The 17,976-nt window shown below is 33.5% G+C and carries 13 protein-coding genes; 10 read left to right on the top strand and 3 right to left on the bottom strand.

The window, feature by feature from the left end; genetic code table 11:
* Positions 1 to 3: 3 nt before the first annotated feature.
* Both ABD816_RS11215 and ABD816_RS11210 read right to left on the bottom strand, forming a co-directional pair.
* Complete coding sequence (locus tag ABD816_RS11215) at positions 4 to 819, bottom strand: 2,3,4,5-tetrahydropyridine-2,6-dicarboxylate N-succinyltransferase (protein ID WP_344927375.1); 816 nt, start codon at positions 817 to 819, stop codon at positions 4 to 6.
* A gap of 64 nt (positions 820 to 883) precedes the next feature.
* Entirely contained in the window at positions 884 to 1,558 is a 675-nt protein-coding gene (locus ABD816_RS11210) for a hypothetical protein (protein ID WP_344927374.1), read from the bottom strand.
* A gap of 273 nt (positions 1,559 to 1,831) precedes the next feature.
* Here ABD816_RS11210 and ruvX point away from each other — a divergent pair, with 273 nt between their 5' ends.
* The 5 genes from ruvX (at position 1,832) to yidC (ending at position 7,435) form a co-directional block, all read left to right on the top strand.
* Entirely contained in the window at positions 1,832 to 2,242 is a 411-nt protein-coding gene (ruvX, locus tag ABD816_RS11205; RefSeq protein WP_344927372.1) for a Holliday junction resolvase RuvX, read from the top strand.
* A 98-nt stretch (positions 2,243 to 2,340) separates the two neighbouring features.
* Entirely contained in the window at positions 2,341 to 2,931 is a 591-nt protein-coding gene (gene def, locus ABD816_RS11200) for a peptide deformylase (protein WP_344927370.1), read from the top strand.
* A gap of 115 nt (positions 2,932 to 3,046) precedes the next feature.
* Positions 3,047 to 3,469, top strand: coding sequence for a DUF5606 family protein (locus tag ABD816_RS11195; RefSeq protein WP_344927368.1), 423 nt, complete (start codon positions 3,047 to 3,049; stop codon positions 3,467 to 3,469).
* Between the two features lie 334 nt (positions 3,470 to 3,803).
* Positions 3,804 to 5,438, top strand: coding sequence for a CTP synthase (gene pyrG / locus ABD816_RS11190; protein ID WP_344927366.1), 1,635 nt, complete (start codon positions 3,804 to 3,806; stop codon positions 5,436 to 5,438).
* Between the two features lie 95 nt (positions 5,439 to 5,533).
* Complete coding sequence (yidC, locus tag ABD816_RS11185) at positions 5,534 to 7,435, top strand: membrane protein insertase YidC (RefSeq protein WP_344927364.1); 1,902 nt, start codon at positions 5,534 to 5,536, stop codon at positions 7,433 to 7,435.
* A 128-nt stretch (positions 7,436 to 7,563) separates the two neighbouring features.
* On the opposite strand, the gene ABD816_RS11180 is transcribed toward yidC, so the two are convergent.
* Positions 7,564 to 8,559: a fasciclin domain-containing protein gene (locus tag ABD816_RS11180; protein WP_344927363.1), complete on the bottom strand. Its 996-nt coding sequence runs from the start codon at positions 8,557 to 8,559 to the stop codon at positions 7,564 to 7,566.
* Positions 8,560 to 8,990: 431 nt separating this feature from the next.
* Here ABD816_RS11180 and ABD816_RS11175 point away from each other — a divergent pair, with 431 nt between their 5' ends.
* The 5 genes from ABD816_RS11175 to cas9 all read left to right on the top strand — a co-directional run bounded on the left by ABD816_RS11175 (position 8,991) and on the right by cas9 (position 17,965).
* The gene (locus tag ABD816_RS11175; protein ID WP_344927361.1) at positions 8,991 to 9,671 is read left to right on the top strand and encodes a toxin-antitoxin system YwqK family antitoxin; all 681 of its coding nucleotides are present in this window, start codon (positions 8,991 to 8,993) and stop codon (positions 9,669 to 9,671) included.
* A 144-nt stretch (positions 9,672 to 9,815) separates the two neighbouring features.
* The gene (gene mnmA, locus ABD816_RS11170) at positions 9,816 to 11,003 is read left to right on the top strand and encodes a tRNA 2-thiouridine(34) synthase MnmA (protein WP_344927359.1); all 1,188 of its coding nucleotides are present in this window, start codon (positions 9,816 to 9,818) and stop codon (positions 11,001 to 11,003) included.
* A 35-nt stretch (positions 11,004 to 11,038) separates the two neighbouring features.
* Positions 11,039 to 12,661: a S8 family serine peptidase gene (locus ABD816_RS11165; protein ID WP_344927358.1), complete on the top strand. Its 1,623-nt coding sequence runs from the start codon at positions 11,039 to 11,041 to the stop codon at positions 12,659 to 12,661.
* Positions 12,662 to 12,663: 2 nt separating this feature from the next.
* Positions 12,664 to 13,608: an NAD(P)H-dependent flavin oxidoreductase gene (locus tag ABD816_RS11160; protein WP_344927356.1), complete on the top strand. Its 945-nt coding sequence runs from the start codon at positions 12,664 to 12,666 to the stop codon at positions 13,606 to 13,608.
* A gap of 226 nt (positions 13,609 to 13,834) precedes the next feature.
* Positions 13,835 to 17,965: a type II CRISPR RNA-guided endonuclease Cas9 gene (gene cas9, locus ABD816_RS11155; protein ID WP_344927354.1), complete on the top strand. Its 4,131-nt coding sequence runs from the start codon at positions 13,835 to 13,837 to the stop codon at positions 17,963 to 17,965.
* The last annotated feature ends 11 nt before the right edge of the window (positions 17,966 to 17,976 follow it).

The raw sequence follows: 17,976 nt of genomic DNA, 5'->3' as shown, positions 1-17,976 counted from the left end.
TTATTATACTGCTACATCATGTTCTCTTAATGCATCATTAAGAGATGTTTTCTTATTAGTACTTTCTTTGCGTTTACCAATAATAAGAGCACAGGGTACATTATATTCTCCAGCAGGAAATTTCTTAGTATAGCTTCCGGGTATGACAACGGATCTGGCAGGTACGACACCCTTTCGCTCTACAGGAGTATCACCAGTTACATCGATAATTTTAGTAGATGCAGTAAGTACTACATTAGCACCTAGTACAGCTTCAGTCTCTACACGCACACCTTCTACAACAATACAACGAGAACCTATAAAAGCATTATCTTCTATAATTACAGGAGCTGCTTGTAATGGTTCTAATACACCACCGATTCCTACACCACCACTAAGGTGTACATTTTTGCCAATTTGTGCACAGCTACCTACAGTAGCCCATGTATCTACCATGGTGCCTTCATCTACATAAGCTCCAATATTAACATAGCTAGGCATTAATATTGTCCCGGGAGAGATATAAGCTCCGTGTCGTGCCACTGCATTAGGAACAACTCGGATTCCTTTAGCTTCGTATCCTCTTTTTAAAGGGATTTTATCGTGGTATTCAAAAATTCCTGCTTCTAAGGTTTCCATTTTCTGGATTGGAAAATACAGTACAACGCCTTTCTTAACCCATTCATTTACTTGCCATCCATTTTCTGTTGGCTCAGCAACACGAAGTTCTCCGGCATCTAATAAGTCTACAACTTTTCTAATTGCATCCTGAGTATTTGTTTCCTTTAAAAGCTCTCTGTTGTCCCAGGCTTTTTCTATGGTTTCTTTTAGTTGGTTCATTTATTAAAATTTTGACAAATATAAAAATTCGATTCGTAAGCTACTATATTGTTGATGATAATCACTACGAAATTTTATTGGTAACTTTAAAACGTAGTAATTCATAGTTAAAAAATGTAATCCCAATCATTTCCAGGAGTTCTTCGATAGTATATAAAACAAAAATTTGAGGAATCAATTTAAGTTCTACATTGCCAAAATTAGAAGAGTCAATATAGGATCCTGTGATCATTTCTAATCCCATAGCACCCATAATAAAAATGAATCCGGCAATTATAAAATTGATAATTGTTTTTCTTGGAAGTCTGAAAAATGGTTTTATATATAGAATCCCAAGGAGTATCACTGCTATACCATAGGGAATCAGCCAACTATAATAAAAAATACCGGATTTATCCACCATAGTATCCATATACCGTCCTATTTTTTCATGAATTCTTAGTAATTCATCAAGAGCTAAGAATAAGAAAACTACACTTAGCGAAAACCAAAAGAATTTTTTTGTTTTTGTTTTAAGTTTTGTTAAACCTATAGAGAGTAAAAGAATACTGGCAATTAAATGTAATAAGCTGGAGAATACAGAAGGGAAGTTTTTTTCTGTATCAAAATTGAATTTTTTGAAAAAGAAAGTATCTGAGGGTAAATCATTATTATATACATTCAGGTAACTTGTAATATTTAGTATAAGAAGGATGCCTATAATGAGTGCTAATATACCGGTCTTTTTTTTAAAATTCATATGTAGTGGCTTGGGTTGATGTTAAATTGAATTTTCAATTACGAAAGTAAGTTAATCTTTATAGGTATGAAAATAGTTTGGATATATCCCTTGAAAATTTAGAGTACTCCGGTATATCAATGTGAGATTATTACTTCTCTTATAAATGTCAGAAAGGATATAAAAGTATTTTAAGTAAGTTGGTAACTGTGATGCTGACAAAGATTTTGTAAGGATAAATGGTATTCGTAAGGTGTTTTTATAATAATGTTATACTTTTGCCTAAAAGTGTTTATGGCAAGGATTTTGGCAATAGATTATGGGGGGAAACGATGCGGGATTGCAATAACAGATGAATCTAAGATCATTGCGTCTGGATTAACCACGGTGGATACAAGCGATTTGTTAAATTGGTTAAGCGATTATGTTGCCAAAGAAGAGGTAGAATTGTTTATTGTCGGGGAACCAAAACGATTACATGGTGAAGCGTCAGAAAGTGAAAAACTCATCCAGCCTTTTCTAGAAAAATTAGCGAAGCGACTACCAGATATTCCCGTTAAGAGGATGGATGAACGTTTTACATCAAAGATGGCATTTGATACAATGATTGCCAGTGGTATTTCTAAAAAGAAAAGAAAAAATAAGGCATTAGTTGATCAGATAAGTGCTACTATTATACTTCAGGATTATTTATACAACCTGTAGCGAGGGTAGTAGTAATGTTTTACATTTTTTTGATAAGAATTTATATAAATTAGTAATTTTGGATTGATCAGAATCCATTAAAAGAATACATTTTTAAGATGATTTTACCTATTGTAGCTTACGGAGATCCAGTATTAAAGAAAAAGGCAAAAGAAATCGAGGAAGACTATCCTAATTTGTCAGATTTATTGGTTAATATGTTTGAAACCATGTATAATGCTCATGGAGTTGGTTTAGCAGCCCCACAGATAGGACGCTCGATTCGTCTTTTTATCGTAGATGCATTGCCTTTTTCTGAAGATGAAGAATTATCAGAAGAAGAGCAAAATGAACTAAAGGATTTTAAAAAAGTATTTATAAATCCTACTATATTAGAAGAAACAGGAGAGGAGTGGGCTTTTTGTGAAGGATGTCTAAGTATACCCGATGTAAGAGAAGATGTCTTTAGAAAAGAGACTATAAAGATTAAGTACTATGATGAAAATTTCAAAGAACATATAGAAACATATAATGGGTTAGCGGCAAGAGTTATTCAGCATGAATATGATCATATCGAAGGAATTTTGTTTACAGATAAACTATCCAGCTTAAAAAAACGTTTGATAAAAGGAAAACTTGGTAGCATATCTAAAGGTAAAATTGATAACGATTATAGAATGCGATTTCCACAGGCTAAAAAAGGACGTTAAAAAAATGTTCTTACTATTAATTACAGTTACATAAAATAAGATATAATTTTTAAAGGCAATATTTGATTTTTTAAAATGAACTATTGATATTTGCCAACTTTTGAAAAGAAAATATATGAGTTTAGATAAAATATTATCAATTTCCGGTAAACCAGGTCTCTATGAGTTAAAAGCGCAGACCCGAAGTGGATTTGTGGCAGAAGCATTAGCAGATGGTAAGAAATTATCCGTTAGTATGCGTCATAATGTAAGTATATTAAGTGAAATTGCAATTTATACATACACAGAAGAAGTTCCTTTGAGAGATATTTTTAAAAGAATTCAAGACAAAGAGAATAAGGGTGCAGCTATTAATCACAAAGTATCTAAAAATGAATTAGAATCTTACTTTGGCGAAGTATTACCTGATTATGACGTGGATAGAGTATATACTAGCGACATGAAAAAAGTCATACAATGGTATAATATTTTACAAGCAAAAGGCATTACAGATTTTGAAGCTCCCGATGAGAAAAAATCTTCTGATGAAGAAGAGTAGGGTAATCTTACAATCAAAATTATACAAAAATCCTATCAGTAATGATGGGATTTTTTTATTTTGAAAATTCGAAGTTAACTTTAATATCAGAAAGTTTAAAATTAATAAGAGTATAGAAGTTGTAAAACTATTGTATGGTTTAATCAATATCATTTCACTTCATTTGAAATGAAAAATTCCAATCCTTTGAAAACCAATAGCACTATATTTTAGGTCATATATAGGATTTCCTCAATAACTTCTAGAAATATTGCATAATTTTCAATACCGTATTTGGGTTCTTCTTTGTACTTTTGCGCAAAATTTAAATACAACGATAAATAGGTAAGTTCATATGGCTAATACCAAATATGTTTTTGTAACCGGAGGGGTTTCTTCTTCACTAGGAAAAGGAATCATAGCAGCTTCTTTAGCTAAACTGTTGCAGGCAAGAGGATACAGGGTTACAATTCAGAAACTGGATCCATACATCAATGTTGATCCGGGCACACTTAATCCCTATGAACATGGCGAGTGTTATGTTACAGATGACGGAGCAGAAACTGATCTGGATCTGGGTCATTATGAGCGATTTCTAAATACTCCTACCTCACAAGCTAATAATGTTACGACAGGTAGAATATATCAAAGTGTCATTGAAAAAGAACGTCGTGGTGAGTTTTTAGGAAAAACGGTGCAAGTAGTACCACATATTACCAACGAAATAAAAGAGAGAATTCAGATCTTAGGAAAAAGTGGTAATTATGATATTGTGATTACAGAAATTGGAGGTACCGTAGGTGATATAGAATCATTACCGTATATAGAAGCGGTTCGACAATTAAAATGGGAATTAGGAGATACTAATGCTTTGGTTATACATTTAACACTGGTTCCTTACCTTTCTGCAGCAGGAGAGTTAAAAACAAAACCCACACAGCATAGTGTCAAAACACTCATGGAAAGCGGGATTAAAGCTGATATTTTAGTTTGTAGAACAGAACATAAACTATCAGATGATTTGCGTAGAAAATTAGCCTTATTTTGCAATGTAAGACAGGAAGCTGTTATAGAATCAATTGATGCATCTACTATTTATGATGTGCCCAATTTGATGTTAGAAGAAGGATTAGATACTGTAGTGCTGAAACAATTAGTGCTTAGAGATGATGATCAGCCAGATCTGGATAATTGGAATAAATTTTTACAAAGACACAAAAATCCAACCTGTGAAGTTAAAATAGGTTTGATTGGGAAATATGTAGAATTGCAAGATTCTTATAAATCAATTTTAGAATCTTTCATACACGCTGGAGCTGAAAATGAAGTGAAAGTGGTGATCGAAAGTATACATTCTGAATATATTGATGATCAAACGATTACAAATAAAATTGCACATCTGGATGGCGTTCTTGTAGCTCCGGGATTTGGAGAACGAGGCATTGAAGGTAAAATTAAAGCGGTACAATATGCCAGAGAGCATAATGTTCCATTTTTTGGAATTTGCCTTGGGATGCAGATGGCTGTTATAGAATATGCACGTAATGTATTAATGCTAAAAGATGCTTGTTCTGTAGAAGTAGACGAGCAGGCTTCTCATCCTGTCATAAGTTTGATGGAGGAGCAGAAAAATATTACGGATATGGGAGGAACCATGAGATTAGGAGCCTGGGATTGTGAATTAGCTGAAGGGTCTAAAGTATCAGAAGCCTATGGGTTGAATTCAATTTCAGAACGTCATCGCCATCGTTATGAATATAATAATGACTATAAAGATCAATTAGAAAAAGCAGGATTAAAAACAACCGGTATCAACCCAAAAACCGGATTGGTAGAGATCATAGAGATCCCTGAACACCCATGGTTTGTGGGAGTACAATACCATCCTGAATATAAGAGTACAGTAGCAAATCCACATCCTCTTTTTGTAGCATTTGTTAAAGCTGCTGTATCTTACTCAAAAGTTTCTAAAGATGCCAATGTGGCATAAGAATGGAACTGGCTAGATAATTGAAATAAAAAAAATAATATAATTCAGAAAGCTTTTTCTAGAAATAAGATAAAGGCTTTTGTATACATACATCAATGGAAGAAAAGAAATTTGATTTTAATTCAATAATTGGATTCGTACTTATATTCGTCATTATGGGCGTTATGTTATATATGAATCGAAAAACTCCTGAGGAAATTGCAGAAGAAGAAGCAAAGCAAGAACAAATCAAAGCGGCTGAGCAAAGTACTATTACAGAGAAAACATCCAATTTTGTAGAAGAAAGCAATGCTGTAGCTGTAGATCCCAAAGATTCCCTGGCAATGGCCGCTGCAAAATCACAATTGGGAGTAGTAGCATATTCTGCAGGTTTACCTTCTGCTAAAGATAATTTGACGACAATAGAAAATGATGTATTACGTTTAAAAATTAATAACAAAGGAGGGTATATAGAAGAGGCTTTATTGAAACAATTTAAAACCTACGATTCTATTCCTGTATATTTGATTAAAGATGGCAAAAATGCTTCTTTCAATATTAATTTTGGCACAACAGATAATAGAATTTTAAATACCAAAGATTTATTTTTTGAACCTACAGTTTCAGAGAATAGTGAAAATACTGTGCTATCTATGAAATGGAAAGTGTCTCCGTCAGAGTTTTTGGAATATCGATATGAGATCAAACCTAATGATTATATGGTGGATTTTACAATCCGATCTCAGGGATTACAACAAACTATAAATAGTGGTCAGAATATTAGCCTGGATTGGAAATTGCAAGCGATCCGTCAAGCAAAAAGTGCCTCTTATGAGAATCGATATACGGATATTCATTATGAATATGAGGGAGGAGATAAAGATAGCTATACAGGACAAGGAGAGTTTGATGAAGAAACAGAAGAAGAAGTAAGTTGGATAGGCTACAAACAACACTTTTTTACGTCTATACTACTCACAGATACTCCTTTTAAGACAGCAACATTTACTTCTACTAATGTGGTAAGTAAAAGTGAGCTTCCGGATAAAGATATTACAGTAACAAAAGAATTTACATCATCCATGCAGTTGGCATTACAAGGAGGTGAGTTAAATTATAATATGGATTGGTATTATGGTCCTGTAGATTATAAAACATTAAATGCGTATGATCGTAATCTGGATGAAATCGTACCTCTGGGATGGGGTATATTTGGCTGGATTAATAAATATTTATTCATTCCATTATTCGGATTCTTAAGTTCGTTTATAGGTTCTTATGGATTGATTATTATTTTAATGACTGTATTGATCAAACTGGTATTATCTCCAGTGCAGTATAAGCAATACGTATCTCAGGCCAAAATGAAAATATTAAAGCCAGAGATCAATGAGATAAGTGAGAAGTATAAAGATAATGCCATGAAGAAGCAACAGGAGACCATGGCACTTTACAGCAAAGCAGGTGCCAGTCCTATGAGTGGTTGTTTACCATCTTTGATGCAAATACCAGTTTTTTATGCTTTATTTAGTTTCTTCCCCAGTGCTTTCGATTTACGACAAAAGAGTTTCTTATGGGCAGAAGATTTATCCAGTTATGATACAATTTTTGAATGGTCTACAAACATTCCTGTAATTTCTTCTATTTATGGAAACCATATTAGTTTGTTTCCAATTTTAGCCTCCATTGCGATCTTTATCTATATGACGATGACTACCGGACAGACAATGCAGACGCAGCAACCAGGGATGCCAAATATGAAGTTTATCATGTATCTATCTCCACTAATGATGCTAATATTCTTTAATAATTACGCGAGTGGATTATCACTGTATTATTTTATATCGAATTTAATTACTATTGGTATTATGTTAGTGATCAAGAATTTTATTATTGATGATGATAAAATTCACGCTAAGATTCAGGAAAATAAAAAGAAACCTAAAAAGCAAGGGAAGTTTCAAAAGAAGATGAAGGAATTAATGGAACAAGCTGAGCAACAAAAGGCAAAAAAGTAATATCATTTTTGAAAATGAAAAAAATAACAAAGCCCTGATTCATCTTGAATCAGGGCTTTATTATTATGTGATCTGTTTATACCAATTTAATTAGGTATACAATATCATATAATCAAAACTAATGTTATTTATTGAAGCGGAGTTAATAATACCGTATCAATCATATGAATTACTCCATTAGTTGCCTGAACATCGGTAGCAGTTATCGTACTTACCACAGCAGGATCAGATCCATCAGTGATAGTTGCAGCTGTAGCATCGATTGTTACATCACCTCCTAGTGTAGTTACGTCACCGTCAGTAAGATCAGCTGCTCTTACATTTGCATCGGTAATTACATGTAACGTTAACGCACCACCCAGAGTAAGTTCATCAATATCTCCCGGAGCATTCCAATCATCATTAGTAGCTAATAGTGCATCAAATGCAGCGTTATCTGGTGCAAATACTGTAAAAGGACCTTCACCTTGTAGGGTACTTACATAAGTGAAATTATAAGCAGTCAATCCTTCTACCAAACTGGAGAAATTAGTATCAGCAGTCGCAAAAGTAGTTACATCTGGTAGCCCTATAACAGCATCAACTACATGAACAACACCATTAGTAGCAGCAATATCAGCATCAATTACAGAAGAAACACCATTAAATTCAACACCATCAGCAGTATTATAATATATACTAAGTAAATTTCCATCAGGTCCTGCATCGGCAAGAGTAGTCGTGTAACCAGCACCTTCAGCTGCTAAGTCAGCTGCTTCTACTGTTCCTTCGATTACATGATTTTTTAATACCATTGTTAATACTTCTAATGGAACTTCAGATAAATCTGCATAATTATTATCATCAAGAAATGTCTGAAAAGCTTCATTTGTTGGAGCTAAAACCGTATAATTAGTAGAGCCCGTTAAAGTAGCAATTAGATCCACACCTTCTTGTGTGTCCACAGCAGTTAGTGCTGCCACCAGACTACTAAGATTATCGGTATCCGCAATAGCAAGTTCTACAATATTTAAAGTTGCCGGTGTATCTGGTGTTCCACCGTCATCGTCATCATCACAAGATGATACTCCTAGTACCAAAGCTGCAATCATTGCAAATCTGGTAATTTTTGAAATAATTTTCATGTTTTTAAGTTTAATTATTAAAATTTGTTCAGGATTTCAACGAGATGATTGAATTATATATTTCCAATAAATTGTTAAACAAACGTTAACCAAACTAAACTTTAATAAACAGATACAATTTTTTGGCAGGTATTAATATTTCTTTTGTAAGAATTCTTTTGATAAAAACAAATTTAATAGTTTCTTTTATTAAACTATTTTTGAAGAGTAGGAGCTAAAAGAGATTTGAAAAACAAGTTGTAATAGCTTGTGAAAAAATAAAATAATTCGTGTGACCCTTAAAAATATGTTATTGATTAAGGTCATGAATAAAATAGGTTCTAAAAATAAATAGAATCGCTCTAATTGATAGAGTCGTTTTTTTCTCAATATCAATACCATTTATATTGGTATGCTTTTTGGGTAATGAATAACAAAAAATAAATAGAATAATGCGAAATATATGTGTATTGCTCATTTTTATAGTAAATGCCACGGTTAGTTTTGCCCAGAATTATAACGCATATGATGCAGAAGGTAGACGACATGGCAAATGGCAAAAAAAATATGAGAATAGTAACCAATTAAGGTATGAAGGTGTTTTTGATCATGGTAAAGAAGTAGGAGTTTTTAAATTTTATAAACCTAGCAGTGGAGAACTTCCTACAGCAATTAAAACTTTTTCTAAAACGACTGATACTGTGCAAGTGCAATACTTTACTAATAAGAAAAAAGTAATTAGTGAAGGGGCTATGATAGGTAAGAATCGCGTAGGACTATGGGTGTATTATCATCAGAATTCTACAGATACTATGATGAGAGAGATGTATCGATCGGGAAAATTGAATGGAGATCAGATTACTTATTTTGAAAATGGAAAAATTGCAGAAAAAACAACCTATGTGGATGGCAAAAAAGAAGGTAAAAGTGCGGTGTATTCTGATAAAGGAATTCTGATAAAGGAGTTTACCTATGAAAATGACCAATTACATGGACCGACTAAATATTATGATATTAAGGGCAAGGTAAAAATTGAAGGAGATTATAAAAGAGATAAAAAGAATGGTCTCTGGAAATACTATGAAAACGGAAAGTTGCTAGAACAAAAAGTATTTCCGCTAAATCAACGATAATAGTACTGAGATTTTAGTATAGGATACGTCTAGAGCGTTATAAGAAAAACCTTGAAGCAATGCATTAGCATTGCTTTTTTAATTTAGTATTTTTGCATAGAATTGACAGTTTTGTGATTAATAGATGAATAAAATTAAAAAGTAATGAAGAGGGTTATTGTAGGATTATCCGGAGGAGTAGATTCTAGTGTTGCAGCTTATTTGTTAAAGAAACAAGGATATGAGGTAATCGGACTTTTTATGAAAAACTGGCATGATGATACAGTTACTATATCTGATGAGTGTCCATGGTTGGATGATAGTAATGATGCTCTGTTAGTAGCAGAAAAATTAGGTATCCCTTTTCAGACAGTAGATTTAAGTGAGGAGTATAAAGAGCGTATTGTGGATTATATGTTTGATGAGTATGAAAAAGGAAGAACTCCTAATCCTGATGTACTATGTAATCGAGAGATCAAGTTTGATGTATTTATGAAAATAGCCTTGTCCTTAGGAGCAGATTTTGTTGCTACAGGTCATTACTGTCGTAGAGATACTGTTGTAATAGATGACAAGGAGGTACATCGCCTTTTGGCAGGAAAAGATACGAATAAAGATCAATCTTATTTTTTATGTCAGTTATCTCAGGAACAATTAGCAAAGACCCTTTTTCCTGTAGGAGAGTTACTAAAACCCGAAGTAAGAGAAATTGCAAAAGCACAAGATTTAATTACTGCCGATAAAAAAGATTCTCAGGGATTATGTTTTATAGGAAAAGTGAGATTACCAGAGTTTCTTCAGCAAAAATTAAAAGCAAAAGAAGGAAATATTATAGAAATTGCAGCTTCTGAAGCGCAATATGATAAAGCAGTTCCTGTATTTACTTCTAAAAGAGAAGAATTGGAGTTTATATCTGAAAAATTCAGTTATCATAGTAATGATGGAAAAATTGTAGGGAAACATCAGGGAGCACATTATTTTACAAAAGGACAAAGAAAAGGACTTGCAGTAGGTGGAACTCCAGAACCACTCTTTGTCATAGAAACAGATGTGGAGGCTAATATAATTTATACAGGACAAGGTAAAGATCATCCGGGATTATACAGAAAAGCACTTTTTGTAAGTAATGAAGAATTGCATTGGGTACGACAGGATTTAGCATTGCAGGTAGATGAAGAATTATCCGTCATGGCTAGAATACGATATAGACAAAAATTGGAGAAAGCAAGATTATATCAGGTAGATTCAGGAATGTATATTGTTTTTGAAAATAATCAAAGTGCAATTACAGAAGGACAGTTTGTCGCTTGGTATCTTAAGGATGAATTAGTAGGATCCGGAGTAATTTCGTAGCTTGTAGCACACACACACAAATAAAAAAATGTTGTATGAAAAAGTATTTAATGTTATTTTTTTTCATTACTCAGATAGGGTTTTCTCAGGAAGAGGATGCCTGGGTCTATTTTACGGAGAAAGAAAATACTGCAGAAGCAATAGCAAACCCTTTAACAATTCTGACACAACAAGCAATTGACAGGAAAGAACTCCATAATGTGGTTATTGATGAAAGAGATGTGCCTGTTACAGAAACATATATTTCTCAACTGAAGAATATAAATGGGGTAACTGTCTTAGCAAAATCAAAATGGTTTAATTGTGTATTTCTACGAGGTGAGTTAAGCATCATTCGTGATTTACAGAATTTGTCTTTTGTATCACATATTGATTATGCTGATAATTCTTTGGACACTGCTGTTAAGTTTGTAAAGCCCACACAAGAAAAAAATGAGAGTATTTATTCTAAATTTGGAGAAAAAGCTGATTTTAATTATGGGAGTGCTGCAGCGCAAATTCAGCAGTTACGTGCAGATTATATGCATCAGCAAGGTTATACAGGAGCGGGTATGATTATTGCCGTAATGGATGCTGGTTTTCCAGGTGTAGATACAAATGATGGATTTAAAAGAGCAAGAGATGAAGGACGTATATTAGATGGGTATAATTTTGTGAGTAGATCAGACGATGAGTTTGCGATTACAGGAAGTTCACATGGTACACAAACCTTTAGTGATATAGCAGGGTATATAGATGGAGAATTTATCGGGACAGCACCAGATGCATCATATTACTTATTTGTAACAGAAGATGTTGCCACAGAAGGGCCAAAAGAAGAAGCTTTATGGGTGGAAGCTGTAGAGCGTGCCGATAGTTTAGGTGTACATGTGATCAATACATCTTTGGGGTATTCTCAACAATTTGATAATCCCGCCTATGATTATAAAACATCGGATATGGATGGACAGACAACATTTATTTCCAGAGGTGCTAATATAGCTTTTGATAAAGGAATGTTACTGGTTACTTCTGCTGGTAATTCTGGAGGTGATAGTTGGGGGATTATTACAGCACCTGGTGATGCTCCAGGAACATTAACCGTAGGTGCAATAGATCAGAATGGTGAATATGCAGGGTTTAGCTCCATAGGACCTACAGCAGATAATCGTATAAAACCAGATGTCGTAGCCAGAGGATTAGGGGCTGCGGTATTATCATCTGCAAATAGCGTTTCCTCTAATAGTGGGACTTCTTTTAGTTCTCCAATAATGGCTGGTGCTGTAACCTGTCTCTGGCAGGCATTACCTCAATTATCAAATGACGAAATTATACAGGTAGTGAGAGCGTCAGGATCACAATACAATACGCCAACAAATCAATTGGGTTATGGAATACCTGATTTTCAATCTATGCTGGAAGATGCAAGTCTATCAGTAGATACAGAAGATAAAGTAATGATGAATGTATATCCCAATCCAGTCCAGGATCAATTATTCTTTACAGTTCCAGAAGGAACTACCATACAAGTAACTGTTTTTACGATCGATGGAAGGATGATACAATCCGAACAATTAACGGATCAAAAGTATATCTCATTACAAGATCTGGCTGCTGGCTTGTATGTAGTAGAAACAATTTCGGAGAATTCACGGTATATACATAAGATCACAAAATAATAATGAATAAAGTTAATACACTTTTTAAGATACAATATCCAATAATTCAAGGAGGGATGATTTGGGCAAGCGGATGGAAGCTTGCGAGTGCGGTAAGCAATGCAGGAGGATTAGGTCTTATTGGCGCAGGATCCATGTATCCGGATATATTGAGGGAACATATACAGAAATGCAAAAAAGCTACAGACAATCCCTTTGGAGTTAATATTCCTATGTTATATCCTAATCTACAAGAGATCATTGATATTGTGGTAGAAGAAGGAGTGAAGATTGTTTTTACCTCTGCAGGGAATCCTAAAACCTATACATCTTATCTAAAAGAAAAAGGAATTACAGTAGTCCACGTAGTTAGTAGTCTTAAGTTTGCTTTAAAAGCACAGGATGCCGGGGTAGATGCGGTGGTAGCAGAAGGTTTTGAAGCAGGCGGACATAACGGAAGAGATGAAACTACTACCTTAACGCTGATTCCTATAGTTAAAGAAAAAATTAGAATACCGTTAATTGCAGCAGGTGGTATTGCTACTGGTGCTGCTATGTTTGCAGTTATGGCATTAGGTGCAGATGGCGTGCAAATAGGGAGTAGATTTGTTGCCAGTGAGGAAGCATCTTCTCATCTTGATTTTAAGAAAATGGTCGTAGATGCCAAAGAAGGAGATACCCAACTTACATTAAAAGAACTAGCACCAGTACGACTATTAAAAAATAAATTCTATCAGGATGTAACTGATTTATATACAAAAGCACCTTCTATAGAAGATTTAAAAACCTTATTAGGTAGAGCCAGAGCTAAGCGTGGTATGTTTGAAGGTGACCTGGACGAAGGAGAATTAGAGATTGGTCAGGTATCAGGATTGATTCACGAGATTAAACCCGTTGCGGATATTATGAAGGATTTAATCACTGATTTTAAGGCTACAAGCAACCGAATGTATCAGGTTTCTTTTTGATCAAATACTTACTTTTTTAGTACTACCCATTGCAGTCATATTTTTAGCAAAAAGAAAAGCGACCCGTAAAGGCCGCTTTGAATGTTTTCACAACGGAATAATCCTTATTGTGAATTGCTTTCAAAATTGTGATGTAAATATACGTAAAAGAAATTTAGGGAAAATGCGGTTTTACGCAAGAACGGGAATTTTTTTTGTTTTACCTTTTGAAGGTAAATAAATCACAATGAAAAAAATATTAGGATTAGATTTAGGAACTACATCTATTGGTTGGGCATTCGTACACGAATCAGATGCTTTAAATAAAAAGGAAGAAACATCCTCTATTATAAAAACAGGGGTTAGAGTAGTTCCCCTCTCCACAGATGAACAGCAAGATTTTAAAAAGGGTAAAACAATTACGATTAATGCTGATCGTACGTTACAACGTGGCGCACGACGTAACTTACAGCGCTATAAGCAAAGAAGGAGCGCAGTTATCTCAATATTTCAAACTTTAGGTTTTATAGATAAAGAATCAAATCTTTCAGAATCTGATTGTGAAACGCATAGTACCTATGAGCTAAGAGCAAAAGCGCCTAATGAAAAACTCTCCAAAGTTGATTTTGTCAGAGTATTACTCATGATTAATAAAAAGCGTGGTTACAAAAGTAGTCGAAAAGTAAATAATGAAGAAGATGGACAATTAATTGATGGTATGGCAATTGCTAAAAGATTACATCAAGAAAATCTTACTCCAGGACAATTATCGTATGAGTTATTAAAAGCAGGTGTCAAAACAGCTCCAAGTTATTATCGTTCCGATTTGCAGAAAGAATTTAATAAAATCTGGAAGTATCAAAAGCAATTTTATCCAGATTTTCTTACAGATGAGCACTTAGAAAAGTTATATGGTCTGGGACAAAAGGCAACGGGTACTTATTTTGAAAAAACAATAGGTACACCAAGAGCCGAAAATAAAGGAAAAGAAAAAAAGTTACAAGAGTATAGTTGGCGCAATCAAGCGATCGCTTCACAACTTACGTTACCAGAAGTTGCTTATATTTTAACAGAGGTTAATAATCAAATTAATCAGTCAAGTGGATATCTTGGTGCAATAAGTGATCGCAGTAAAGAGTTGTTTTTTAATAATCTTACCGTAGGACAATATCAATACAATCAGCTTAAAGAAAATCGACATGAGTCTTTAAAAAATCAGGTTTTTTATCGTCAGGATTATTTGGATGAATTTGATACTATCTGGAAACAACAATCTCAATATTATATGGAGTTAACAGAAGATGTCAAAGATAAAATTAGGAATAGTATTATTTTCTATCAACGAAAACTAAAATCGCAAAAGGGATTAATAAATATCTGTCAATTAGAAGGAAAAGAAAGAGAAGTTAACGTTGATGGTGTAAAGAAAAAAAAGTTAATTGGACCTAGAGTGGCTCCAAAGTCATCACCAGTTTTTCAACAGGCAAAAGTATGGCAACAGATTAATGCCATTGTTGTAACTAAAAAAGACAATGAAAAAGAAGCATACACGATTGATGAAGAAACCAAACAACTACTCTTTGAAGAATTAAATATTGTTGAATCCTGGAAAGCATCCTATTTTTTAAAATGGCTATTTACAAATACCAAGCTGAATTATAAAAAGTATGCAGTCAATTTTGAAAAATTAGAAGGAAATCGAACACATGCTTCGTTATTTGAAATGTATTACAAAATTGCAGATATAGAAGGATATCCTGAAATTCAAACAAAAAAAACAGCTTCAGAAATTATTCACGATATCAGTATTTTATTTCAGGAAGTTGGTATCGATCCTCGAATCTTGCAATTGGATATGAATATCACAAGTAATGATTTTAGTAAACAACCAGCTTATCAATTATGGCATCTATTGTATTCTTACGAAGATGATAATTCTGTCACGGGTACCAAAGGGTTACTTAATAAATTGCAGGCTAACTTTGGTTTTGAAGAAACACATGCCCGTTTACTAGTAAGTATAACTTTTCCACAGGATTATGGAAATCTAAGCGTTCGTGCGTTACGAAAAATCTATCCATTTCTGGAAGAAGGTAAGACATATGATAAAGCTTGTAGTTTAGCAGGCTATAACCATTCTAATTCTTTGACTTCAGAAGAAAATGAAAAAAGAGAATTACAAGATTCTTTAGAAATTTTAAAGAAGAATTCATTACGGAATCCGGTAGTCGAAAAAATTCTCAATCAGATGATCCATGTAGTTAATGCTATTGTACAGCATCCGGAAATGGGTCGTCCGGATGAAATACGAGTAGAATTAGCACGTGAATTAAAAAAAACAGCTAAGCAACGTGACGAAATGACAAAGGAAATTAGGAAATCGACCGCTGCACATATTACATATAGAGAAAGGATTAAAACAGAATTTGGACTATCCTATGTGAGTAGAAAGGATTTAATTAAATATAAACTCTATTTGGAGTTAAAAGCTACAGGGTTTAAAACCCTATACTCCGGGACATATATTAAACCAGAGGAATTATTTACACAAAAGTTTGATGTAGAACATATCATCCCACAATCGGTACTTTTTGATGATTCTTTTTCTAATAAAACTTTAGAATTACGGGATGTGAATTTAGAAAAGGGAAGCGAAACTGCTTACGATTATTGTGAACGTAAGGGGTGGCTCGGTGATTTTGAATCCAGAACGCAAGAAGTGTTCTCTCAGGGTGGAATCAAATACGGAAAACGTACAAAACTTTTAATGAAGAAAAATGATATTCCAGAAGATTTCTTAAACCGAGATTTAGGTAATTCTGCATATATCGCAAAAAAAGCACAGGAGCTTTTATTGCAAGTAACTAGAAACGTATCAGCCACATCAGGAAAAATTACAGCTAAACTAAGATCAGATTGGGAACTTGTTAATGTTTTACAAGAATTAAATTGGGTTAAATATGAAGGGTTAGGATTGACATATTATGATCATAATAAAGAAGGAAAAGCACTACCACGAATCAAAGACTGGACAAAACGTAATGACCACAGACATCATGCTATGGATGCTATTGCAGTAGCTTTCACAAGGCCAGCATTTGTGAATTATCTTAATAATAAGCAAGCAAAAAGTGATAAATCAGGTGAGATTTATGGAATAGAAAAGAAGTACACCTATAGAGATAAAGAAGGAGGTAGAAAATTCTTAAAACCATTTAAAAATATAAGAGAAGCATCAAAGATGCACCTGGAATCCATTTTGATTTCTTACAAAACTAAAAATAAGGTGGTCACAAAAAATATAAATAAAATTAAGAAAAAAGGAAAAGGAAATTATACTAGTAAAATAGAATTAACACCTAGAGGACAGTTACATAAGCAAACCGTTTATGGAAAATCGTATGAGTATGAAATAAAGGAAGAAAAGATCAATGCCTCATTTACTAAAGAAAAAATTGCAACAATTACCAGACCAGCATACCAGGAAGCCTTAGAAAAAAGATTAGAAGAATTTAATGGAGATCCAAAAAAAGCATTTACAGGTAAAAATTCATTAAGTAAACAACCTATATATCTTAATGATTCTGAAATTCCTGATAAGGTCAAAACAAAAACATTAAAAACCAGATATACAATAAGAAAGTTGGTGACACCAGATCTGAAAATAGATAAAGTAGTGGATAAAGGTGTGCAAAGAATATTGCAAGATCGGTTAAAAGCATTTAACGGTAAGCCTAAAGAAGCATTTGCTGATCTGGATGAGAACCCTATATGGCTGGATGAAAAAAACGGGATTACTATTAAGTCCGTGACCATCAAAGGTGTTAGTAACGCAGAACCTTTGCATACGGCAAAAGATCATCAGGGAAATACTCTATTAGATCAGAACGAACAAGAAATACCTGTAGATTATGTAAGCACTGGTAACAATCATCATATAGCTATTTATAGAGATGAAAAAGGGAATCTACAAGAAGAAGTGGTTTCCTTTTATGAAGCCGTGATAAGAAAAAATCAAGGACAATCTATTATTAAAAAAGTTCATGCGAAAGGTTGGAAATTTTGTTTTACGATGAAGCAAAATGAAATGTTTGTTTTTCCATCTATTGATTTTGTTCCTAATGACATAGATTTATTAGATAAAAGTAATAAAACACTAATAGGTAAGCACTTGTTTAGAGTTCAAAAAATTTCAAGCAAAAATTATGTATTTAACCACCATTTAGAAACAAATGCAGTAGGAGCTGATGATTTTAAAAATAAAAAACAGTTGTCTGAAATCACATATAAATTTTATCAAAGTGAAAAATATTTAGAAAACTGTATCAAAGTTCGGTTAAACCATCTGGGTGAAATTATGTGCGTAGGAGAATACTAAGGATTAGAAGC

It is taken from the genome of Aquimarina addita, from assembly GCF_039539305.1.
In the GTDB taxonomy this organism is placed as follows: Bacteria; Bacteroidota; Bacteroidia; order Flavobacteriales; family Flavobacteriaceae; genus Aquimarina; species Aquimarina addita.
Note: the sequence above shows the minus strand (reverse complement) of the source record. Positions and strands in the feature narration are given on the sequence as shown.

Coding starts and splice junctions, on each gene's coding strand:
- ABD816_RS11215 (WP_344927375.1), bottom strand. CDS start 819: ATGAACCAACTAAAAGAAACCATAGAAAAAGCCTGGGACAACAGAGAG.
- ABD816_RS11210 (WP_344927374.1), bottom strand. CDS start 1,558: ATGAATTTTAAAAAAAAGACCGGTATATTAGCACTCATTATAGGCATC.
- ruvX (WP_344927372.1), top strand. CDS start 1,832: ATGGCAAGGATTTTGGCAATAGATTATGGGGGGAAACGATGCGGGATT.
- def (WP_344927370.1), top strand. CDS start 2,341: ATGATTTTACCTATTGTAGCTTACGGAGATCCAGTATTAAAGAAAAAG.
- ABD816_RS11195 (WP_344927368.1), top strand. CDS start 3,047: ATGAGTTTAGATAAAATATTATCAATTTCCGGTAAACCAGGTCTCTAT.
- pyrG (WP_344927366.1), top strand. CDS start 3,804: ATGGCTAATACCAAATATGTTTTTGTAACCGGAGGGGTTTCTTCTTCA.
- yidC (WP_344927364.1), top strand. CDS start 5,534: ATGGAAGAAAAGAAATTTGATTTTAATTCAATAATTGGATTCGTACTT.
- ABD816_RS11180 (WP_344927363.1), bottom strand. CDS start 8,559: ATGAAAATTATTTCAAAAATTACCAGATTTGCAATGATTGCAGCTTTG.
- ABD816_RS11175 (WP_344927361.1), top strand. CDS start 8,991: ATGCGAAATATATGTGTATTGCTCATTTTTATAGTAAATGCCACGGTT.
- mnmA (WP_344927359.1), top strand. CDS start 9,816: ATGAAGAGGGTTATTGTAGGATTATCCGGAGGAGTAGATTCTAGTGTT.
- ABD816_RS11165 (WP_344927358.1), top strand. CDS start 11,039: ATGAAAAAGTATTTAATGTTATTTTTTTTCATTACTCAGATAGGGTTT.
- ABD816_RS11160 (WP_344927356.1), top strand. CDS start 12,664: ATGAATAAAGTTAATACACTTTTTAAGATACAATATCCAATAATTCAA.
- cas9 (WP_344927354.1), top strand. CDS start 13,835: ATGAAAAAAATATTAGGATTAGATTTAGGAACTACATCTATTGGTTGG.